We start from the raw sequence: 20,450 nt of genomic DNA on the forward strand, positions 1-20,450 counted from the left end.
CGTGATGCGCATCACCTAGGGGGTCGGGACGCCCCGTCGAGGTGCTGCTCGAGCACGAAGTCGTCGTGGAGTTCGTCACCCACGAAGAACTTCTTCGTGCCCACTCGCACGAAGCCGCTCTTCTCGTAGAAGCGGATGGCCCGCTCGTTGCGCTGGTTGACGCCCAGCCAGACGCTCGCCCCGCCCAGCTGAGCCGCCGCCTCGAGCGACGCGGCCATCAGCGAGGTGGCGACACCGTGGCCGTGGAACGAGTCGCGCACGTAGCACTTACTGAGCTCGACCGTGGGGCTGCCCGTCACCGCCGCGGCGACGTCGGGGTCGGCCGGTTCGCCCGCGACGAGCATGGTGTATCCCGCGATCTCCCCGTCGACGTCGGCGAGCAGGACGACTCGCTCCGCGTCGTGGAGGTGCGCGGCGAACCGCTCCTCCGCGAGGTGGGTCGACACGAACGCTTCGATCGCTTCGCGAGCGGTGCCGGGCGGGCAGGCGAGCTCGAAGGTCTCCGCGGCGACCGCGGAGACGATCCGCGCATCCTCCGGCCTCGCTCGCCGTACCCGTGTGACCATGCTGTCAACCTATCGTCAGGCCCCGGCCGTCGACCGCCAGCACGCGGGGTGTCGACCGATGGGCGGGCAGGGGCGGGCAGCGCACCCGCCCCTGCCGTCGATCAGCAGCTGCGCAGCGCGTCGACACCCTTGCCGAGGGTGCCGAGGCCGCCCAGCACGACCACCTTCTTCGCCTTCACCCGTGCGATGTCACGGAGCACGGAAGCCGGCACGCAGTCGGGCTGCACGAGGTAGATCGGCGAGCTCGCGTGACCGGCGGCGGGACCACCGCTCAGCGCGTCGGGGAAGCTCGCGCCGCTCGCCAGGAACACCGTGGGGGCCGAGGTGAACACCTGGTTGAGCGCTACGGAACCCGCATAGCGGTCGCTTCCGCTCAGCCGCTCGACCGTCCACGGGCCACCCCACAGCGTCGACTCAATCGAGGTCGAGACCGACGACGTGCCCCCGGCGATGCGGATACCGGTGACCGTGAGGGCGGCGAGCACCCCGTACTCTTCCGCGCTCAGCGTCGACTTGGCACCGTCGACCAGCAGCACCGGTGCGTTCATCGTGATCGCCGCCGGCGACGCGGCCAACGCGTCGGGGAACGACGACCCCGTCGCCAGGTAGAGCCACGGCGAACGCGGAACACCGAAGGTCGGGTGGGTGATGAGCGCCCGCGACCCCGAATACCGATCCGCGCCCGCGATACGGGTGACGGTCGTGCCTGGGAAGTCGCGGGCCAGCCCGTCGAGCACGCTCTGCGCGACCGACAGCGGCCCGCCCACCACCACGATGTCTTTGGGGTGCAGTCGCGCGATCTCGGCCTTCGTCTGAGACGGCACGCCTCCTGCCTGAGTGAGCAGCAACGGAGCGCCGTGCACTCCAGCGACCGAACCCGCGCTCAGCGCGTCGGGGAACTTCTCACCGTTCGCGAGATAGATCAGCTCCGACGACGAGAACGACGCTTTCGAGACCCGGGCCGCCTGGTCATAGCGGTCGCTGCCCTGAATGCGGCTGATCGTGGGCGCGGCCGTCACCGAGACCGAGCATTCCGCGGAGCGAGGCGCGGAGTCGGTGAGCGTCACCTTCACGGTGAAGCTGTACTCGCCTTCGCTCGAGGGAACGCCGGAGAAGGCGAACGAACCGGGCCCGTTCGGCGCGAGCACGACACCGGGCGGCAACGCTCCGGCGGCGATCGATGCGCTAGCGTGCGGGTCGGACTCCGACAGGGCGGGCGTCGGATCGAGGGCCACGCCGCGCAGAGCCTGCTGCTGGGGGCAGAGTGGCTCCGCGCCGGCCGCGTGCGCGGCGACGGGCAGGAACATCGGGAGCGCCAGAACTGCCGCGATGCCGAGGGCGACGGCGGCGCCCCGATGCGCCCGGCGGGGAGGGTTGGAGTGAGCCACGGAGTGTTCTCTTTCTGTCGAGGAATCGCGGGCGATGTGACCGCGGGCCCTACTGTGCGCTCGTCCACCAGCACCTCCTCGTGAGTAATCGCATCCTGTGGACAGTTTTCTGCCTGTGCAGGAGTCACCTCCCGCAGACGCGAAAGCGCGCCGACCCGACGGGCCGACGCGCTTCGCGAGGAAGAATGGCTCAGCAGGGCTTCAGCGCCGCCACCTCCGCGCTCACGGTGTTGACTCCACCGAGGATGACGATCTCCTTCGCTCCGATGCGCGCGATGTCGTCGAGCACGCTCGTCGGCACGCAGCCCTTCTGCACGAGGTAGATCGGGTTACCGGTGTGACCGGCGGCCGGCCCGGCACTCAGCGCGTCGGGGTACAGCTCTCCGCTCGCCAGGAACGCCACGCGCGCCTCCGTGAACACGCCGTTCACCGCGACAGCGCCCTCGTAGCGGTTCGCACCGCTCACCCGGGTGCCGTTGTAGGTCGGGGAGAGCGAGCTCTCGACCCCGGTGCTCACTGAGTTCGGACCGCCGGCGATCGTCACCTGCGCCACCCCGGCGCCGTCGAGCGCCGCCCTGTCGTCTTGCGAGAGCGCTGTCCGCGAGCCGTCGACCAGCAGCACCGCCGCGTTCTGCGTGACAGCGGCCGGAGAGGCTGCCAGCGCGTCGGGGAAGTTGCGACCGTCAGCGAGGTACGCCAGCGGGCTCGACGGGCGGCCGAAAGTACCATCGCCGATCAGGAGGCGCGAGCTGTCGTAGCGATCCACCCCGCTGATGCGCGTGACAGTGGGATGGAACGTCGAGCCTTCGACGGCGGTGAGCACCGCATCCGCGATCGTGAGCGGACCGCCCACCACGACGACGTTCTTCGGCTTCAGTCGGCCCAGCTCCGTCGCGGTGCTGGCCGGGAGCGTCCCGGACTGCGTGAGGAGCAGCGGCGCACCGTGGATACCGGCGACCGAGCTCGCGCTCAGCGCATCGGCGAACTTCTCACCGCTGGCCAGGTAGACGGTCTCGGCCTCGGAGAAGATCGACGCGGAGACCCGCGCCGCCTGGTCGTAGCGATCGGTTCCGGCGATGCGCACCGGCTCGGGCAACGCGCCAACCACCATGGTGCAGTCGATGGTGAGCGGTGCCGAGTCGACGTAGGCACCCTTCACGGTGAAGGAGTAGGTGCCCGCCGTCGTCGGCGTGCCGCTGAAGGTCCACGGCTCACCCGCGACCGAGTCGCCGGTGAGCACCACGCCAGGAGGGAGCGCTCCGGCCGAGATGGAGGCGTCGGCGAAGCGATCGGGTTGGGAGAACGCCGGCGACGACACCAGATCGATGCCGACGTTGGCCCGGGCCTGAGGGCACACGGGGAGGGTGGTGATGAGCGGCTCGGCGGAGGCCGGCGCAGCACCGGCGAGGAGAGCCAGCACGATGACAGCGCCGGCGGCACCGGCGGCGCCCGTAGCGGTACGGGTAACGGGGAACATGACGAACGTCACTTTCGGTCGGGGATACGGATCCCCGCCATCGTCCCGCCCGTCAGTACCGCGGCGTTATGAGCAATCACTACTCACGCTCGCGCGTCCACACAGCAAGAAGGGCCCGCCGCGAGGCGAGCCCTTCTTGGTGAAACCGGTGGAACGAACTAGATCGCGTTCACATCGAGGGGGATGCCGGGACCGAAGGTGGTCGAGACGGCGCCCTTCTGGATGTAACGACCCTTCGAGGCGCTCGGCTTGAGGCGCACGACCTCTTCGAGAGCAGCCTTGATGTTGTCGTTCAGCTGCTCCTCCGAGAAGCCGGCCTTGCCCACGACGAAGTGCACGTTGGCGTGCTTGTCGACGCGGAACTCGATCTTGCCGCCCTTGATGTCGTTCACGGCCTTGGCCACATCGGGGGTAACGGTACCCGTCTTCGGGTTGGGCATGAGGCCGCGGGGGCCGAGCACCTTTCCGAGACGACCGACCTTGCCCATGAGCTCGGGGGTGGAGACCGCCGAGTCGAACGCGGTGTAGCCACCGGCAACCTTCTCGATGAGCTCGTCGCCACCGACCTCGTCGGCACCCGCCGCGATGGCGGCCTCGGCCGCCGGGCCGGTCGCGAACACGATGACGCGCGCGGTCTTGCCGGTGCCGTGGGGCAGGATGACGGTTCCACGAACCATCTGGTCGGCCTTGCGCGGGTCGACCCCGAGCTTCAGCGCGACCTCGACGGTGCTGTCGAACTTCGACGAGCCGGTCTCGCGAGCGAGCGAGACGGCCTCGGTGGGCGTGTAGTACTTGCCGGCTTCGATCTTCTCGGCCGCGGCGCGGTAGGCCTTCGACTTCTGTGCCATGTCAGCCTCCTCCTTATGCCTCGACCGTGATGCCCATGGAACGGGCGGTACCGGCGATGATCTTCTCTGCTGCTTCGACGTCGTTGGCGTTCAGGTCGGCCTGCTTCTGCTCGGCGATCTGGCGCACCTGCTCACGGGTGAGCTTGGCGACCTTGACGGTGTGCGGGGTGGAGGAGCCCTTGGCGACTCCGGCCGCCTTCTTGATGAGCTCCGCCGCCGGCGGGGTCTTCAGGATGAAGGTGAACGAGCGGTCTTCGTAGACCGTGATCTCGACCGGGATGACGTTGCCGCGCTGCGACTCGGTCGCGGCGTTGTAGGCCTTGCAGAACTCCATGATGTTCACGCCGTGCTGACCCAGCGCCGGACCGATGGGCGGTGCGGGGTTGGCGGCGCCGGCGTTGATCTGAAGCTTGATCAGACCTGTGACCTTCTTCTTCGGTGCCATATCTTCTCTTCTCTCTCGAACCGCACGGTCGTGCGGCGCTCCCACCACGGGGCTTCTCCCCGAAGTGGTGTGACGGATGCCCGCGAGGGCAACCGAAATATCTTAGCTGATGAAAGCGGTGACGCCTACAGCTTCGTGACCTGGTCGAAGCTGAGCTCGACCGGGGTCTCGCGCTCGAACAGGGAGACGAGCACGGTGAGCTTGCCGCTCTCGGGCTTGATCTCGCTGATCGAACCGGGGAGCCCGGCGAACGAGCCCTCCTTGATGGTGATGGTCTCGCCGATCTCGAAGTCGACCTCGGCCTGCACGGTGCGGGCAGCAGCCTTGCCGCCCTTGGCGGCCGACGACTTCGCGGCAGGAGCATCCTGAACCTCGACCAGGCTCTTCAGCATGTTGAAGGCCTCTTCGAAGCGGAGCGGGGTGGGGTTGTGCGAGTTGCCCACGAAGCCGGTGACACCGGGGGTGTGGCGCACGACCGACCAGCTGTCCTCGTTGAGGAACATGCGCACCAGCACGTAGCCGGGGATGCGCACGCGGGTGACCAGCTTGCGCTGACCGTTCTTGATCTCGACGACGTCTTCCATCGGAACCTCGACCTGGAAGACGAAGTCCTCCATGCCCATCGAGGTCTTGCGGCTCTCGATGTTCGACTTCACGCGCTTCTCGAAGCCGGCGTAGGAGTGGATGACGTACCACTTGCCCGGCAGGGTGCGGAGCTCGGCGCGGAAGGCGTCGTACGGGTCGACCTCAGGCTCGTCGCCCGCCTCGGCCTCGTCGTCGATCGACGACTCGACGGCCTCGGTCGCGCCGTCGATCGGCTGGTCGGCCTCCGCGGCGTCGGGGTCTTCGAGCACGTCGAGAACGGCGGCCGCCTCGTCGAAGCTGTCGATGTTCAGCGCGTCGTCGACCACAGCATCCGCTTCGGGGTCGGCCGCCTCGTCGATCGCCTCGAGGAGGGCATCGAGATCGGCGGGCACGCCGGCTTCATCGGGCTTTGCGTCAGACAAGGAATTCGTTTCCACTTCTCTCGGTCGGGATGCGTCTATCAGGCGGGATCGCCGAAGACGACGACCGCGAGCCACCCGAACAGGGTGTCGAGACCCACGACGATCGCCATCATGATGACGACGAACACGAGCACGACGAGCGTGTAGCTCAGCAGCTCGCGCCGGGTCGGGGTGACGACCTTCTTCAGTTCTGTGAAGACCTGCCGGATGAAAAGGGCGATACGGGCGAACGGGTTGCGCCGGGCAGCCCGCTCCTTTTTGGCGTTCTCGACGACGTCTTCGGAAGGTTCGTCGATTACTTTGCGTGCCACCGTGTCAGTACCTTTCACAAACAGGAGCAGGGCGGACAGGACTCGAACCTGCAACCTGCGGTTTTGGAGACCGCTGCTCTACCAATTGAGCCACCGCCCTAAGCGAGATGAACCCCTGGGCTTCGCTACACTCGCTCTCAGCGGGTGGGCCGAAAAATTGGCATAGAAAAGCTTGGCGGATTCAACCACCGACAGACAGTGTAGGTCAGATCGCAGAGCACCGCAAAAGGCGGTACGAGACGGAGCAGCGGATGCGCAGCGGGGCTTTGAGAATCGGGTTCGTGGCGACCCTCGGAGGTCTGCTGGCGTTCGCGCTCGGCTACTCGTTCGTGCAGTTGTCGACCGTCGTGATCTGCATCCTCGCCTCGCTCTTCCTCGCGCTCGGCCTCGATCCGCTGGTGCGCTGGCTCACCCGGCGCCGCATCCCGCGCGGCTGGTCGATCGTCATCGTCTTCGCCATGGTGATCGCCTTCGGCGTGCTGGTGTTCTTCCTCGTCATCCCGGCGGTGATCGACCAGACCACCGAGCTGCTGCAGAACCTCCCCGGCGCGGTCAAGAACGTCACCGAGCAGACGTGGTTCACCGACGTGTTCGGGTCGTCGGTCGACGGCAAGAAGCTGCTCGGCGACCTCAACTCCTTCCTCTCCGACCCGAACAACCTCGCGGCGCTCGGTGGCGGCGTGCTGAAGATCGGCGTCGCGCTCATCAACGGCATCTCGGGCGGGATCCTCGTGCTGGTGCTGACCCTGTTCTTCCTCGGGTCGCTCGAGGCGGTGAAGAACAGCTTCTACGTGCTCGTCCCGGCCTCCCGCCGGGCCGGCGTCGTCTCCATCACCGACCAGATCGTGCGGTCGATCGGCAAGTACGTGAGCGGTCAGGTCATCCTCGCGGGCACGAACGGCGTGTTCGGCTTCATCGCCATGATGATCATCCAGGTGCCCTACGCGGGAGCGCTCGCCGTTGTCGCCTTCCTGCTGGCGCTCATCCCGCTCGTCGGCACGATCATCAGCGCCATCCTCATCACCTTCATCGCCCTCACCGTCTCACCTGCGACCGCCATAGCGATCGGCATCTACTTCCTCGTCTACATGCAGGTCGAGGCATATGTGTTCAGCCCGCGCGTGATGAACAAGGCGGTCGACGTGCCGGGCATCCTCGTCGTCATCGGGGCGCTCGTCGGCGGCACTCTGCTGGGGGTGCTGGGAGCGCTCATCGCTGTGCCGGTCGTGGCGAGCATCCTGATCGTCGTCAAGCAGGTCATCGTGCCCAGGCAGGCGCTACGGTGACGTCGTGACCGACATCAGCACCCCGACGCTCGTGACGAGCGCGATCGGCCTGCTCACCATCACGAACCCCATCGGCAGCCTGCCGATCTTCCTCAACCTCACGAAGGACTTCGACGTCGCCCGGCAGAAGCGGCTGGGGCTGCTCGTCGGGCTCGCGGTGTTCGCCGTGCTCACGGTCTCGCTCGTCGCGGGCAGTTTGGTGCTGCAGGGCTTCGGCATCGACCTCACCTCCTTCCGCATCGCGGGTAACCTGCTCGTGGCGACCATCGGCTGGGCGATGCTCACGGCGAAGAGCAACATCGTGACGGTGACCGATCAGCAGTCGCCGGTGGTGGTGCCGCTGGCCATCCCGGTGATCGCGGGGCCGGGGGCGATCAGCCTCGTCATCACCTTCCAAGAGACCTATTCGAGCCTGTTCGACTACGGGATGGGCATCCTGATGATCCTCGCTGTGTCGATCGTCATCGCGGTCGCGCTGTACTTCGCGCCGCAGGTCGCCCGCATCGTCAAGCCCACGGGGATGAGCATCGTCACGCGCGTGTTCGGGTTGCTGCTGCTCGCCATCGCGGTGCAGTCCATCCTCGGCGCCCTCACAGACGCCTTCCCGGTTCTCACGAAGTAGCTCCCGGCGCCGAGTCAGTAGGCTTGTGGGCGTGACACACGCACGCATCTCCGCACGCATCGCCGCCATCGCCGAATCCGCCACCCTCAAGGTCGACGCGAAGGCCAAGAGCCTCCAGGCCGCAGGCCGGCCCGTCATCTCCTATGCCGCCGGTGAGCCCGATTTCCCGACGCCGGAGCACATCGTCGAGGCCGCCGCGGCAGCCGTGCTCGACCCGAAGAACCACCGGTACACGCCGGCGGCCGGGCTGCCGGAGCTTCGCGAGGCGATCGCCGCGAAGACGCTGCGCGACAGCGGCGTCGAGGTGTCGCCGTCGCAGGTGATCGTCACGAACGGCGGCAAGCAGGCCGTCTACCAGTCGTTCGCCACGCTGCTCGACCCGGGCGACGAGGTGCTCGTGCCCACCCCGTTCTGGACCACCTACCCCGAGGCCATCGCACTCGCGGGCGGCGTGCCCGTGCAGGTGTTCGCGGGCAGCGACCAGGACTACCTCGTCACCGTCGAGCAGCTCGAGGCCGCCCGCACCGAGCGCACGAAGGTGCTGCTGTTCGTCTCGCCGTCGAACCCCACCGGCGCCGTCTACTCCCCCGAGCAGACCAAGGCGATCGGCGAGTGGGCCGAGGAGCACGGGCTGTGGGTCATCAGCGACGAGATCTACCAGAACCTCGTCTACGACGGGAAGACGGCTGTGTCGATCGTCGACGCCGTTCCCGCGCTGGCCGACCGCACCATCCTGGTCAACGGTGTCGCCAAGACCTACGCGATGACCGGATGGCGGGTCGGGTGGATGGTCGGGCCCGCCGACGCCATCAAGGCCGCGTCGAACCTGCAGTCGCACCTCTCGTCGAACGTGTCGAACGTGTCTCAGCGCGCCGCGATCGCCGCACTGAACGGGCCGCAGGACACCGTCGCGGTCATGCGCGACACCTACGACCGGCGGCGCCGGGAGATCGTGTCGGGGCTCAACGCGATCGACGGCGTGCACACCCCCCTGCCGGAGGGCGCGTTCTACGTCTACCCCGACGTGAGCGGGCTGCTCGGGCGCAGCTGGGCCGGCGTGACGCCGACGACCTCGCTCGAACTCGCCGACCTCATCCTCGACCAGGTCGAGGTGGCGACGGTTCCCGGTGAGGCGTTCGGGCCGAGCGGGTTCCTGCGGCTGTCGTACGCGCTCGGAGACGAGGCGCTGGCGGAGGGTGTAACGCGGTTGCAGCGCTTCTTCTCCTGAGTTTTGCCGTCTGCGGGGCGCGCGATCGTCCTTTGGTGCAGTCCTGATGAGGAAGTCTCGCTTTGTGAGGCCGTGACTCGGTAGAGTTTTGCTCATGTTCAGGCATGGGTGGCTCCGGATGCTCGCGGCAGCGGTGTGCGTCGGCGCGCTCGTCGGGGTAGCTGGGGCGATCACCGGGTTGACGGGCAGCCCGGTGGCGCGGGCTGCGGCCCCGCTCGTGACGGTGGCGCCCGCGGCGGGGTCGGTCGTGGTGGTTCCTCCGGGCGGCGGGAGCTTCGACATCGAACTCGCGGGCTCCGACGACGCGGGAAGCACGATTGGTGTCACGGTCGCCGTCGACGGAGACCTGGTCGAGCTGTGCCAGACGACGGTGCTCGCCGACGAGAGCTGGAGTTGCGTTCTCGTCGACCCGCCCGACTTCGAGGGGCCAGTCACCGTGAGCAACGGGATGGACAGCTCGGTGCTGTCCTTCGGCGTGCTGCACGGGCCGACGATCGACGGCGATGCCGGCGAGCCCGGCGTGCTGACGTCGACGATCACGGCCGACGAGCCCGCCCAGACGGTGAGTGGGAGCGGGCACGCGGGGGCTGTGCTCCGGCTGGCGTTCGACGACGGGTCGGGGTGCTCCACCACCGTCGACGCGGCGGGGCTGTGGAGGTGCGAGGTGCTGGGGGTGCCCGCAGGCGCGGGGCCGTTCCGGTTGGTGGCGTCGCAGGCGTACGCGGCGGCGACGGGGTACCCGGCGGCCGGTGCGCCGGTGCAGTTCGTCGTCGACGAGGTGCCGCTCGGGCCGACGCCGTCACCGAGTCCGTCACCGACGCCCAGTCCGTCACCGACGCCCGGTCCTTCAGCTTCGCCGACGCCGAGTCCTTCTCCCGGTCCGTCACCCGTCGCCACGACGTCTCCTGGTGCGTCGACCCCGACCATCTCTTCGCCTGGTGCGGTGACGCCGGTGACTGCTCCGCCGTTCAGCGCGATGGGGCCATCAGGCGACGACTCAGCGGGGGAGGGGGAAGAACCCGGCCGCGACGATGGCGTGAATTCAGGTGGTGCAGCCGCTCCGCGGACGGCGGATGCGGCCGCGGTCTCGCGGGGAGCGGACGAGACCTCGACCCCGGTCCCTCTCGATGCCGCTTCGCTGCTCGCACGGTCGGGTGAGGATCGCGGGGCGGCTGCGCTTCCCGAGACGGCCCCGACGGCTCCGCCCAGCGGGCTCGCCGCCCTCCCCAGCCTGACCGAAATCGGGTCGCGGTCGCTCGGGGATCACGCGCGGGCGGCTGTGGGCGCATTCGGGGTGATCCTGCTCGTGCTGCTGCCGGGCGGAATCCTCGAATCGACTCTCGCGGCCAACCGCGACCGCATCCGTCGCTCCGCGCCCGTGCGACGCCTCGCCCGGATCATCGCGGGTCGGGGCTCGAGGCGGGCCGCGGTCGTGGAGCAGCTCGCCGCGTCTGAGCCTGGAGTTCGCCTCAGGCGCCGACTGGGAGTCGCCGGCACCTTGATCGCGGGTGCAGCCATAGGGGCTGCGGTCGTGCCCGGCGCCTTCACGGGCCTGACGGGCCTACGCTGGTTCGCCGTGTTCCTCGCGGGGAGTGCGATCGTGTGCGTGGTGCCCGGAGTCGTGGTGCTCTTCACGACGGCTCATTCCGGAGACCGTGCGCGCGGCGGGTTCGAGGCACAGCTGTGGTTGCTACCGCTGACCGCACTCACTGTCGTCGCATCGCGCCTCGGCAGTGTCGCCCCCGGCTTCGTGTTCGGACTCGTCGTGGGTGTGGCGCTCGCGCCGGGACTCAGCCGACTGGCCACGGCGCGGGCACTTCGCACCGGGGTCGTGGCGTGCCTCTTCACCGGCGTCGGCGCGTGGCTCCTCAGCGGGTCGCTGCGCGACTTCGCCGGGGCGATGTCGGCGACCTCCTCCGACCCCGGGTCAGCGGCGGCGGTGCCGCTCGTCAGCCTCGCGGGCGGCGCCTCGGCCGCCGCCGACGTGCTGACCGTCGTGGCCATGGCGGCGCTCACCGGTCCCGTGGTGTCACTGTTGCCGCTGCGGTTCCTCGACGGCCACGAGCTGCGGCGAACCCTCCCCCGCTCCTGGGCGGCCTGCTCCTTCGCCGCGCTCATCACCTTCGCCCTCGTCATCGCCCCCGACCGCGACGCCTGGGATGCGGTCGCCGGCGACCTCCTCCTCTGGGCCCTGCTCGCCGCCGCCGTCACCCTCCTCACGCTCGCCACCTGGGCCTACTTCACCTTCGTCCCCGAACGCCCCGCCCCCACCCCCACCCCCACCCCGCCTGGCGACACCACCCCGCCCGCCTACTCAAGACCCCGCGACGCCCGCGAGCCCGCCGGCTGACCCTCATCCCGCGACACACCCGCCCCGCCCCCACGGGCGACACCACCCCTTCCTCCCACTCAGCACCCGGTACCACGACCCCGCCCTCCCACACGACACCCCGCGACACACCCGAACCCATCCGCCAACCCCCAACCCGCGACACCCCCGAACCCGACCCCCATCCCACGGCGCCCCGAACTCGGGCGTCAACTCACCGGCGGCATTGCTCGCACATTCACCGCCTCGGTCCCGCCCCATGCGCAAACGACAGCGTTCCAGAGAGGGGCGCCGCATGGATGAGCCGGGCGCAGCGCACCCGCCGGTCAGGGCTGAGGCCCCCCCGTTCGGTCGCGTTCAAGGCGCAAAGCGCGCCATTCAAGCACTGCGCGCTACCTGCACGACGAGCGGGAAGCGCCCTACGCGGCGCGCTCGACCGGGAGCCACAACTCGGTGGTGGCGGTGCTGAAGTCGTCGGCGCGGTCGAGGATCGCGACGATGGACGGGCCGGGCCGGAGTCGCCACGGGTTGGACGGGAACCAGTCGGTCGCGGTCGCCGCCCACACCTTCTGCAGCTCGGTCGGGTACTCGCCCTCGGCGCGGAAAACCGCCCACGTGCCGGCCGGAACCTCGATCACGTCGAGATCATCGTCCACCCGGCTCGTGTCCGACACGGCGACACCGTGCAGGGAGGTCAGTGGGCTCCCCTCGGCGTAGTCGGGGTCGACGTCGGCGCTGACGTGAAGCAGGCCGGCCGGTTCGGTGTCGCTCAGGGCTTTCAGGCGTGAGTGCTCTGTCATCGGCAGCGAGGCGATGTGGGCTTGGATATGCGGGTTGATTCCCTTGTGGATGAGGGGCACGGTGGCGGCGTGCCCGACGAGGCGGAAGGCCGGTCGGTCGGTGATGCGGGTCTCCATGGTGGTGTTCCCTTCTACGGTCAGGCGGAACCCGAGCTGCGGTTGCGTTCGAAGGGGGCCGCCGTTTCGCCTGGCGTCAACGAAGCTGAGACCGTGCACCGACCGGAAGGCGCGACCGAAAGCTTCGGTCGACCCGTAGCCGTAACGCACCGCGATGCCCAGCAGGTCGCCGCCCTCGAGGATGTCCGCAGCCGCGACCGACATGCGACGCCGCCGGATGTACTCCGACAGCGGCATCCCGGCGAGCGACGAGAACATCCGCCGGAGGTGGTACTCCGTCGTGCCGAGCCCCCTCGCCAGCGACGCCACATCGAGGTCGTCGTGCAGGCGCTCCTCGACCAGCTCGACCAACCGGTTCAACTCCGCGATCATGCCGCCTCCTTCGACACCCACCCTCCCGGGTCGTCACCGTCGGCACCCTACTATCCCGGTCCGATCGGATCGTCGCTGCTCTCAGTACCGCGCCCGGTAGTCGGTCGGGCGGCACACACCCCGCGCAGAGATGAATCAGTCACCCCACATTGGTCGCACAAAGTGCTCGCAAACGCAGCAATACGAGCACTTTGCGCTACTAAAGAGGGGCGTGGCGGGTCGCACCTGCACCTCCAGAAGGATGACGTCGAGTTTGGTCGCGCGAAATGCTCGTAAGCGGGGGCATTCGAGCAGTTTGCGCGACCAAGGCGCGCAGCGCGCGCAGCCGCGCGCAGCGCGCGCGGCTGCGCGGTCAGCGGATGAGGCGGGCCACCTCGCGCGCGAGGGGCTCGCGGATGAGGTGGTCGGCGCGCGGCACCTCGTGGAGGCCGACGTGGTGCATGGAACCGAGGCGGTGGAGGGAGGCGGGAACGATGACCTGGTCGCGAGCGCCGTAGACGACATCGATCGGCACGGAGACCTGGGCGAGGTCGGTCATCGTGGTCTGGGTCTCGATGCAGTGCTCCATCGAGAGCGAGAAGGCGGCCCACGACTCGTCGTCGATCTTCAGGGAACCGCTCGGCATCCAGCGCGAGAACCGGCCGACGTTGTTGACGATGGTGAGCTGGTTGCCGCGCACGAAGCGGTAGAACCACAGGTATCCGCCCACGCGCAACCGCTGCCCGAGCTCGTCGATGTAGCGGCGGTGCGGGTAGATGGGCGGCGAGACCAACACCAGGTGCGAGAGCTCCTTGCGGTGCACCGCCGCGTAGCGGCCCGCGATCAGGCCGCCGAGACTGTGCCCCACGAGGGTGAACGGCCCGCGCAGCCGCAGCGACCGCACCGTCTTGTGCAGCGCCTGCACGTGCTCGTCGAGCGTGAACGTCGCGGCCTCCCCCGCCCGCGATCCGCCAAAACCGAGGAGGTCGATGGCGATCACCCGGTACAGCGGGGAGAGCAACGGCACCACTGTGCGCCAGCTCGCCGACGATGACGCGATGCCGTGCAGCAAGATGACCACCGGCCCCGAGCCCACGTCGACGGCGACGTTGAGCGTGGGCGTGGCGGCCTGCCGCTCCCGCAATCTCCCGAACATGATCGCACCTCACTTCTATACATGAGAATACATCACGGCGAAGCGGATGGGGCAGGCGCGCATCCCGTTCAACGCAGTTGCAACGCGGCGGCCCGCCATCCCCCGACCGGCGGACCACTCGTTCCCCCCGGCGGCCTCTGGTGCCGCGGCCGGGCACTCGCGACGATGGAGTCATGGCATCAACTTCCGCCTCGGGCACCGCCGTCAGCGTCACCGGCCTGCGCAAGAGCTACGGTTCCTTCACCGCCGTCGACGACGTCTCCTTCGACATCGCCCACGGCGAGACCTTCGCCCTCCTCGGCCCGAACGGCGCGGGCAAGAGCACGACGGTCGAGATCCTCGAGGGCTACCGCGACCGCACCGGCGGCGAGGTCAGCGTGCTGGGCACCGACCCGCAGCACGGGAGGCTCGCCTGGAAGGCCCGCCTCGGCATCGTGCTGCAGCAGTCGGGCGAGAGCGGCAACCTCAGCGTGCGCGAGCAGATCAAGCACTTCGCCGGCCTCTACCCGAACCCGCGCGACGTCGACGAGGTGATCGCGGCGGTGGGTCTCGAGCAGAGAGCCGGGGCGCGCATCCGCTCGCTCTCCGGCGGCCAGCGCCGCCGCGTCGACGTCGCGCTCGGCATCGTCGGCAACCCCGAACTGCTGTTCCTCGACGAGCCCACGACCGGCTTCGACCCCGAGGCCAGGCGGCAGTTCTGGGTGCTCATCAGGTCGCTGGCGCAGTCGGGCACGACGATCCTCCTCACCACCCACTACCTCGACGAGGCGGCGCAGCTCAGCGATCGCGCCGCGGTCATCGTGGGCGGCAAGCTCGTCGACATCGGCCCGGTCGGCACCCTCGGGCCCGCCGAGGCACGCGTGCCCATCGTGCGCTGGCGCGACGGCGACCGGATGCGCGAGGAACGCACCGAGAATCCCGGTCTGCTGGTGAGCCGGCTGGTCGCCGAGCGCGGCGGCCTCAGCGAGCCCGAGGGTCTCGAGATCGTGCGCCCCTCCCTCGAGGACATCTACCTCGACCTCGTCGCCACGGCCGAGCGAGCCACCACCCCCGAAGCCACCGCCGCCGCGGACGCCACCTCCGCGGACGCCGCCTCCGCGAACACCACCGCACAAGGGAGCACCGCAGCATGACCGCCCCGACCGCCCCGCGCATCCCGCAGCCCGTCCCGGCCGCCCGCACCGCCACCTCCCCCGCCCGCTTCGGCCCTTTCCGCACTCTCCGCATCGGCCTCGCCCGCATCGCCTACGAGGTCACCGTCTACTTCCGCGCCGGCGACACCGTATTCTTCACCTTCCTCTTCCCGGTCGTGCTGCTCGGCATCTTCTCGGTCGCCTTCGACAGCCTGGGCGAGGTGCGCAGCCCCGACGGCTCTGCCGCCATCTCGCAGGCTGCCTACTATCTGCCCGGAATGATCGCGGCAGGCATCCTGCTGAGCGGCGTGCAGAACCTCGGCGTCGACATCGCCATCGAGCGCGGTGACGGCACGCTGAAGCGCCTTGCCGGAACGCCCATGCCCGTGCTGTCGTACTTCCTCGGCAAGATGGGCCAGGTGCTCGTGACCTCGCTCGCGCAGGTCGCGCTCCTGCTGCTGCTCGCCCGCGTCGCCTTCGGGGTCGACCTGCCGAGCGACGCCGGGAGCTGGCTCACCTTCGCCTGGGTGTACCTGCTCGGCATCACCACCTCGGCGGTGCTCGGCATCGCCATCTCCCGCCTGCCGCGCACCGGCAAGAGCGCGACGGCCGTCATCATCCCGCCGCTGCTCGTGCTGCAGTTCATCTCGGGCGTGTTCCTCGGCTTCACCATGCTGCCCGACTGGTTGCAGACCGTGGCGAGCATCTTCCCCCTCAAGTGGATCGCCCAGGGCATGCGCGCCGCCTTCCTCCCCGACGCCTTCGCCGCCGCCGAACAGGGCGGCGACTGGAACCTGGGCGGTGTCGCGATCGTGCTCGGCCTCTGGCTGGTGGTGGGGGTCGTGGTCTGCCGCGTCACCTTCCGCTGGATCAGGAAAGACGCATGACCAGCGGATGCGCGCCCACGCCCCGCAGACCGGCCGGGCCACCGCAGGCACCGGCCGTGTCAGCGGCTCTCACTAGGGTTGCCTCATGAACACGCGTTGGTGGCAGATCGTGGTGGGCGGGGCGCTCGTGCTCGTCGCGGGCCTGGTGTCGATCACCGCCACCGCCGTGCCCTGGTCGACCCCGGTGGCCCTCGGGCTCATCGTCGTCTTCGCGCTGTTCTTCTTCACGGTCGGCAAGCGGGGCCTCACCGAACCGCGCTGGGCGGCCCCCCTTCTCACCGCCGTGTTCGCGCTCACCGCGGTGGGCACGGCCCTCTCCCCCAACATGGCGGTGCTGCAGGCCATCGCCTACCCCATGATCTGGGTCGTCGTGAGCGACCGGCCGCTCGTGCGCCCCATCCTGCTCAACGCGCTGCTCGCCGCGCTGGTGGCCCTCGGCTTCTACCTGTGCTTCGGCGGAGGGTTTGACGCGCTCATGCAGGCAGTCGTGATCGAGGGCATCTCGCTCGGTCTCGGGGTGGGCATCGGCGTCTGGTTCAGCCTCGAGATGCGCAAGAGCGAAGAGAAGTCGCAGCTGCTCGCCGAGCTCACCGACGCCCAGGGCCAGCTCGCCCTGCTGCACCACGAGGCAGGCGCGGGCGCCGAGCGCGAGCGTCTCGCCCTCGAGCTGCACGACACCATCGCCCAGAACCTCACCAGCGTGGTGATGCTCGCCCAGCGCGCGCTCAACCGCGGCGACGACCTCGGCGCGGTGCGCGACGATCTCGGCCTCATCGAGGAGGTCGCGCGCGACGCCCTCACCGAGACCAGGGTGCTCGTCGCCGCGACCGCACCCGTCGCCGTGGAGGGCGGGCTCACGCACGCGCTGCAGCGGCTCACCCGCAGCTTCGAGCGGGAGACCGGCATCCTCATCGCCACCGACCTCGACGACGTGGGCGCGGTGCCACGCGACCTGCAGGTGGTGCTGCTGCGCTGCGCCCAGGAGGCGCTCGCGAACGTGCGCAAGCACTCGCGCGCCACGCACGCCCGCCTCGCGCTGCGCCGCCCGGTGCATGGCGAGGGAGAGGTCGAGCTCGTCGTCTCCGACGACGGCGTGGGCATCTCCGACGCGGCCGCCGACCGCGGCGACGTGGGCGGGTTCGGCCTCGATGGCATGCGTCAGCGTCTGGCGATGGTGTCGGGCGGGCTGCGGGTGGCCGCCCTCGCGCACGGCGGCACCGAGCTCGTCGCCACGGTGAGAACGGATGCGGCGCGAACCACCGCCGACGACCACGGCGCCACCGACAGCACCCGGGCCGGCAGCACCGTGGCAGGCAGCGCCCGGACCGACCGCACCCGGGCCGACCACGCCGGCACCGATAGCACCCGGGCCGGCCACGCTGCCACCGACAGAACGGACGAGGGATGAGCATCCGGGTTCTGGTGGTCGACGACCACCCCATCGTGCGCAGCGGCATCGTCGCCCTGCTCGAGCAGGCGCCCGGCATCGAGGTGGCGGGGGAAGCCGCCGACGGCCTCGCCGCCGTCGACCGGGCGGCCGAGCTCCGACCCGACGTCGTGCTGATGGACCTGCGCCTCCCCGGGCTCGACGGCTCGCAGGCGACGGCACGCATCATCGCCGCCGACCCCGGCATCCGGGTGCTCGTGCTCACCACCTACGAGAGCGACGACCACATCCTCGACTCCATCGAGGCGGGCGCGAGCGGGTACCTGCTGAAGGCCGCGCCGCAGGAGGAGATCATCGCGGGAGTGCGCGGTGTCGCCGACGGGCAGACGGTACTCGCACCCACCATCGCCACGAAGCTGGTGCAGCGGATGCGCGACGCCCCCGCCGCTCCTCCGTCGCTCAGCCCCCGCGAGCTCGAGGTGCTGCGACTGGTGGCCGAGGGGCGCAGCAACCCCGAGATCGGGCGCACCCTGTTCATCGGTGAGGCGACGGTGAAGACTCACCTGCAGCACGTGTTCGAGAAGCTCGAGGTCTCCGACCGCACCCGCGCCGTGACGCGCGCGATGGAGCTGCGGCTCCTCTGACCGCTACGCGTTCTCCTTGCGGAACGTGCGCGTTCCCACCCACAGCCCGAGGGCGAACAGCACGACCGTCCACACCACGCCCCACATCGTCGTGATGGTGAACACGTTGCCGACGAACAGCTCGCGAATCGCGTTCACGATGTACTTCGTGGGCATGAAGTCGGAGACCACCTGCAGCCACTCCGGGCCGATGGTCATCGGCAGCAGGATGCCCGAGAGCAGCAGCACCGGCAGCGCGATGCTGTTGATGACGGGCGCCATCACGTCTTCACTCTTGGTGGTGAGGGCGAGCGCGTTCGAGGCCGCGGCGCACGCGGCGCCGAGCAGCACGGTGAGCAGCAACCCGACCACCATGCCCGGGATCGATCCGGTGAGCCCGAACGCGAAGGCGAGCCCCACCAGCACGAGCCCCTGCACGAACAGCTGCAGCACGTCGCGGAGGATGCGCCCGAGCAGCAGCGCCGTGCGGCTCGCCGGAGTGACGCGCTCGGCCTCGATGACGCCCGCCCGCCACTCGGCGATGAGCCCGAAGCCCGCGAACAGCGCCCCGAACAGCCCGAGCTGCACCAGCAGTCCCGGCACGAACAGGGTGTACGCGTTCTCGGCGCCGAGCGTTCCCGCGAGGGGCTCGAGCAGGGGGCCGAACAGGCACAGGTACAGGATGGGCTGCACCAGCCCGATGATGACCCAGGCCGGGTTGCGCAGCGCCAGCCGCAGCTGCCGCCGGAAGACGATGAAGGTGTCGCGCCAGAACATAGCTACGCATCCTCTCGGAGGGAGCGGCCGGTGAGGTCGAGGAAGACGTCGTCGAGGGTGGGCCGGCGCACCTCGATCGACTCCAGGGCGATGCCGGCGGCATCGAGGGCGCGGATGAGCCCGGCGACCTCGTGTCCGGCGCCCCGAACGCGGGCACTGACGGCGGCCCCGTCGGCCACCAGCTCGGCGTCGGCAATGCGCCCGAGCAGCTCGGCCGCCGCGGCACCGTGCGCGGGGTCGGCCACGACGAGCTGCACGAGGTCGCCCGCCACCTGCCGCTTCAATGCGTCGGGGGTGTCGCTCGCCACGATCGAGCCGTGGTCGATGACGAGGATGCGGTCGCACAGCGCATCCGCCTCGTCGAGATAGTGGGTGGTGAGGAAGACCGTCGAGCCGAGGTTCGTGCGCAGGTCGGAGATGTGCGTCCAGAGGTTGGCCCGCGCCTGGGGGTCGAGGCCGGTGGTCGGCTCGTCGAGGAAGACGAGCTTCGGGTCGTGCACGAGCCCCATCGCGATGTCGAGCCGCCTCCGCTGCCCGCCTGACATCGCCTGCGGCTTGCGCTCCCACAGCCCGTCGAGGTCGAGCTGGCCGAACAGCTCGCGCCCACGCGCCTCGGCCTGCTTCTGGCTGATGCCGTAGAGCATGCCGTGGTCCATGATCTCCTCGCCCGCTCGCGCCTCGGGCGAGGTGGAGCCGCTCTGCGAGACGTAGCCGATGCTGCGGCGCACCTGCTGCGACTCGGTGGCGACGTCGAAGCCGGCCACGGTGGCCGAGCCCGCGGTGGGCTTCAGCAAGGTCGTGAGCATGCGGAGGGTTGTCGTCTTGCCCGCGCCGTTCGGCCCGAGGAACCCGACGATCTCGCCTTCGTCGACGTCGATGTCGACCCCGGCGACGGCCTTCACCTCCTCTTTCTGCTTGCCCCGCCCGCGCCCCTCGAAGGTGCGCGCGAGCCCTCGTGCATAGATCACGTGATCTCCCCTGTTCAACCAACGAGCCCCATTATTCAAACTTGAACACTCGCTGTCAATGCGGGCCTCGCACTCGATGCACGCTCATATACTCGGCCCATGGCCACGCTCACCACCCGCGCCCTGCTGCTTGGCGTCGCGAGCATCTTCGAGCCGGCCAACGGGTACCAGCTGAGGCGCGAACTGCTGTCGTGGGGCGTCGAGGAGTGGGCCAACATCCGGCCCGGCTCGATCTACTCCATGCTCGCGACCTTCACCAGACAGGGGCTGCTCGAGCGCCACGATCTGCACGAAGGCGAGCGCGACGTCGCGGTCTACACGGTGACGGATGCGGGCAAGGCCGAACTGCAGACCCTGCTGCGCGAGGCCACGGTGACGGTGAACGCCATGGACCCGTCGGCGTTCCGGGTGGTGCTGAGCCTCGCGCCCCTCATCCCCCGCGCCTCGATGCTCGAGGCGCTCCGGGAGCGGGAGCGACGGTGGGCCGCGTCGAGCGAAACGCTGCTCGACCGGATCGCCTACGTCGCGCGCGGTCTCGCGCCGCCGCACGTGTCGCACAGTCTCGAGCTCGAACTGCGGCTGGTGGAGACCGAGCGCGCCTGGCTCGCCGACTACATCGGCACCGTCGAGAGTGGAGGACTCGCCTTCGACGGCGAGGAGTTCGGCTGGGCCCCGCCCGAGAACGACGCCGGGTGGCAGATGGTGCGGGAGTCGCAGAGCTACCGGGAGCAGCTGGAGGGCTGA

20 protein-coding genes and 1 tRNA gene are annotated in these 20,450 nt (G+C 69.5%); 9 read left to right on the forward strand and 12 right to left on the reverse strand.

What is annotated here, in order from left to right:
- Nucleotides 1-11: 11 nt before the first annotated feature.
- From HL652_RS14380 to HL652_RS14415, 8 genes are all read right to left on the reverse strand, one after another.
- Nucleotides 12-566 carry a GNAT family N-acetyltransferase gene (locus HL652_RS14380; protein WP_171705944.1) on the reverse strand — a complete coding sequence of 185 codons (555 nt, stop codon included), beginning with the start codon at nucleotides 564-566 and terminating at the stop codon, nucleotides 12-14.
- Nucleotides 567-667: 101 nt separating this feature from the next.
- Complete coding sequence (locus HL652_RS14385; RefSeq protein WP_171705945.1) at nucleotides 668-1,954, reverse strand: cell wall-binding repeat-containing protein; 1,287 nt, start codon at nucleotides 1,952-1,954, stop codon at nucleotides 668-670.
- A 190-nt stretch (nucleotides 1,955-2,144) separates the two neighbouring features.
- Nucleotides 2,145-3,431 carry a cell wall-binding repeat-containing protein gene (locus HL652_RS14390; RefSeq protein WP_171705946.1) on the reverse strand — a complete coding sequence of 429 codons (1,287 nt, stop codon included), beginning with the start codon at nucleotides 3,429-3,431 and terminating at the stop codon, nucleotides 2,145-2,147.
- A gap of 158 nt (nucleotides 3,432-3,589) precedes the next feature.
- The gene (gene rplA / locus HL652_RS14395) at nucleotides 3,590-4,279 is read right to left on the reverse strand and encodes a 50S ribosomal protein L1 (RefSeq protein WP_171705947.1); all 690 of its coding nucleotides are present in this window, start codon (nucleotides 4,277-4,279) and stop codon (nucleotides 3,590-3,592) included.
- A gap of 13 nt (nucleotides 4,280-4,292) precedes the next feature.
- A complete protein-coding gene (rplK, locus tag HL652_RS14400; RefSeq protein WP_171705948.1) occupies nucleotides 4,293-4,724 on the reverse strand; it encodes a 50S ribosomal protein L11 in 432 nt (143 codons plus the stop codon).
- A gap of 125 nt (nucleotides 4,725-4,849) precedes the next feature.
- Complete coding sequence (gene nusG / locus HL652_RS14405) at nucleotides 4,850-5,746, reverse strand: transcription termination/antitermination protein NusG (protein WP_371743511.1); 897 nt, start codon at nucleotides 5,744-5,746, stop codon at nucleotides 4,850-4,852.
- Between the two features lie 23 nt (nucleotides 5,747-5,769).
- Nucleotides 5,770-6,042, reverse strand: coding sequence for a preprotein translocase subunit SecE (secE, locus tag HL652_RS14410; RefSeq protein WP_171705950.1), 273 nt, complete (start codon nucleotides 6,040-6,042; stop codon nucleotides 5,770-5,772).
- Nucleotides 6,043-6,069: 27 nt separating this feature from the next.
- Nucleotides 6,070-6,142 (reverse strand) — tRNA-Trp (locus HL652_RS14415).
- 181 nt (nucleotides 6,143-6,323) lie between these two features.
- Between HL652_RS14415 and HL652_RS14420 the strand changes: the two genes are divergently transcribed.
- The 4 genes from HL652_RS14420 (at nucleotide 6,324) to HL652_RS14435 (ending at nucleotide 11,528) form a co-directional block, all read left to right on the forward strand.
- Complete coding sequence (locus tag HL652_RS14420; protein WP_171705951.1) at nucleotides 6,324-7,328, forward strand: AI-2E family transporter; 1,005 nt, start codon at nucleotides 6,324-6,326, stop codon at nucleotides 7,326-7,328.
- Between the two features lie 4 nt (nucleotides 7,329-7,332).
- On the forward strand, nucleotides 7,333-7,950 hold the full coding sequence (locus HL652_RS14425; RefSeq protein ID WP_171705952.1) for a MarC family protein: 618 nt from the start codon (nucleotides 7,333-7,335) through the stop codon (nucleotides 7,948-7,950).
- Nucleotides 7,951-7,981: 31 nt separating this feature from the next.
- Nucleotides 7,982-9,178, forward strand: coding sequence for a pyridoxal phosphate-dependent aminotransferase (locus tag HL652_RS14430; RefSeq protein ID WP_171705953.1), 1,197 nt, complete (start codon nucleotides 7,982-7,984; stop codon nucleotides 9,176-9,178).
- A 94-nt stretch (nucleotides 9,179-9,272) separates the two neighbouring features.
- Nucleotides 9,273-11,528 carry a hypothetical protein gene (locus HL652_RS14435; protein ID WP_171703403.1) on the forward strand — a complete coding sequence of 752 codons (2,256 nt, stop codon included), beginning with the start codon at nucleotides 9,273-9,275 and terminating at the stop codon, nucleotides 11,526-11,528.
- Between the two features lie 398 nt (nucleotides 11,529-11,926).
- Here the strand turns inward: HL652_RS14435 and HL652_RS14440 are convergent, their stop codons facing one another.
- Nucleotides 11,927-12,796 (reverse strand): AraC family transcriptional regulator, encoded by an 870-nt coding sequence (locus HL652_RS14440; RefSeq protein WP_171705954.1) that lies wholly within the window; start codon nucleotides 12,794-12,796, stop codon nucleotides 11,927-11,929.
- A 352-nt stretch (nucleotides 12,797-13,148) separates the two neighbouring features.
- Entirely contained in the window at nucleotides 13,149-13,931 is a 783-nt protein-coding gene (locus HL652_RS14445; RefSeq protein WP_171705955.1) for an alpha/beta fold hydrolase, read from the reverse strand.
- A gap of 173 nt (nucleotides 13,932-14,104) precedes the next feature.
- Between HL652_RS14445 and HL652_RS14450 the strand changes: the two genes are divergently transcribed.
- From HL652_RS14450 to HL652_RS14465, 4 genes are all read left to right on the forward strand, one after another.
- Entirely contained in the window at nucleotides 14,105-15,064 is a 960-nt protein-coding gene (locus tag HL652_RS14450; RefSeq protein WP_171705956.1) for an ABC transporter ATP-binding protein, read from the forward strand.
- Nucleotides 15,061-15,951, forward strand: coding sequence for an ABC transporter permease (locus HL652_RS14455; RefSeq protein ID WP_171705957.1), 891 nt, complete (start codon nucleotides 15,061-15,063; stop codon nucleotides 15,949-15,951). Before HL652_RS14450 ends, HL652_RS14455 begins: the two co-directional genes overlap by 4 nt.
- A gap of 85 nt (nucleotides 15,952-16,036) precedes the next feature.
- Nucleotides 16,037-17,359 carry a sensor histidine kinase gene (locus HL652_RS14460; protein WP_171705958.1) on the forward strand — a complete coding sequence of 441 codons (1,323 nt, stop codon included), beginning with the start codon at nucleotides 16,037-16,039 and terminating at the stop codon, nucleotides 17,357-17,359.
- Nucleotides 17,356-17,982 carry a response regulator gene (locus tag HL652_RS14465; RefSeq protein ID WP_171705959.1) on the forward strand — a complete coding sequence of 209 codons (627 nt, stop codon included), beginning with the start codon at nucleotides 17,356-17,358 and terminating at the stop codon, nucleotides 17,980-17,982. The genes HL652_RS14460 and HL652_RS14465 overlap by 4 nt, the downstream gene beginning before the upstream one ends.
- Before the next feature lie 3 nt (nucleotides 17,983-17,985).
- Here HL652_RS14465 and HL652_RS14470 read toward each other — a convergent pair whose 3' ends face one another.
- On the reverse strand, nucleotides 17,986-18,738 hold the full coding sequence (locus HL652_RS14470) for an ABC transporter permease (RefSeq protein ID WP_171705960.1): 753 nt from the start codon (nucleotides 18,736-18,738) through the stop codon (nucleotides 17,986-17,988).
- A 2-nt stretch (nucleotides 18,739-18,740) separates the two neighbouring features.
- The gene (locus tag HL652_RS14475; RefSeq protein ID WP_171705961.1) at nucleotides 18,741-19,706 is read right to left on the reverse strand and encodes an ATP-binding cassette domain-containing protein; all 966 of its coding nucleotides are present in this window, start codon (nucleotides 19,704-19,706) and stop codon (nucleotides 18,741-18,743) included.
- A gap of 99 nt (nucleotides 19,707-19,805) precedes the next feature.
- On the opposite strand from HL652_RS14475, the gene HL652_RS14480 reads away from it, so the two are divergent.
- Nucleotides 19,806-20,450, forward strand: a complete 645-nt coding sequence (locus HL652_RS14480) for a PadR family transcriptional regulator (protein ID WP_171705962.1) — start codon at nucleotides 19,806-19,808, stop codon at nucleotides 20,448-20,450.

Source organism: Herbiconiux sp. SALV-R1 (assembly GCF_013113715.1).
Taxonomy (GTDB): Bacteria; Actinomycetota; Actinomycetes; order Actinomycetales; family Microbacteriaceae; genus Herbiconiux.

Excerpts from the sequence above, each read along its gene's own strand:
- HL652_RS14380 (WP_171705944.1), bottom strand. The coding sequence starts at position 566 with ATGGTCACACGGGTACGGCGAGCGAGGCCGGAGGATGCGCGGATCGTC.
- HL652_RS14390 (WP_171705946.1), bottom strand. The coding sequence starts at position 3,431 with ATGTTCCCCGTTACCCGTACCGCTACGGGCGCCGCCGGTGCCGCCGGC.
- rplA (WP_171705947.1), bottom strand. The coding sequence starts at position 4,279 with ATGGCACAGAAGTCGAAGGCCTACCGCGCCGCGGCCGAGAAGATCGAA.
- rplK (WP_171705948.1), bottom strand. The coding sequence starts at position 4,724 with ATGGCACCGAAGAAGAAGGTCACAGGTCTGATCAAGCTTCAGATCAAC.
- HL652_RS14435 (WP_171703403.1), top strand. The coding sequence starts at position 9,273 with ATGTTCAGGCATGGGTGGCTCCGGATGCTCGCGGCAGCGGTGTGCGTC.
- HL652_RS14440 (WP_171705954.1), bottom strand. The coding sequence starts at position 12,796 with ATGATCGCGGAGTTGAACCGGTTGGTCGAGCTGGTCGAGGAGCGCCTG.
- HL652_RS14445 (WP_171705955.1), bottom strand. The coding sequence starts at position 13,931 with ATGTTCGGGAGATTGCGGGAGCGGCAGGCCGCCACGCCCACGCTCAAC.
- HL652_RS14450 (WP_171705956.1), top strand. The coding sequence starts at position 14,105 with ATGGCATCAACTTCCGCCTCGGGCACCGCCGTCAGCGTCACCGGCCTG.
- HL652_RS14455 (WP_171705957.1), top strand. The coding sequence starts at position 15,061 with ATGACCGCCCCGACCGCCCCGCGCATCCCGCAGCCCGTCCCGGCCGCC.
- HL652_RS14460 (WP_171705958.1), top strand. The coding sequence starts at position 16,037 with ATGAACACGCGTTGGTGGCAGATCGTGGTGGGCGGGGCGCTCGTGCTC.
- HL652_RS14465 (WP_171705959.1), top strand. The coding sequence starts at position 17,356 with ATGAGCATCCGGGTTCTGGTGGTCGACGACCACCCCATCGTGCGCAGC.
- HL652_RS14470 (WP_171705960.1), bottom strand. The coding sequence starts at position 18,738 with ATGTTCTGGCGCGACACCTTCATCGTCTTCCGGCGGCAGCTGCGGCTG.
- HL652_RS14480 (WP_171705962.1), top strand. The coding sequence starts at position 19,806 with ATGGCCACGCTCACCACCCGCGCCCTGCTGCTTGGCGTCGCGAGCATC.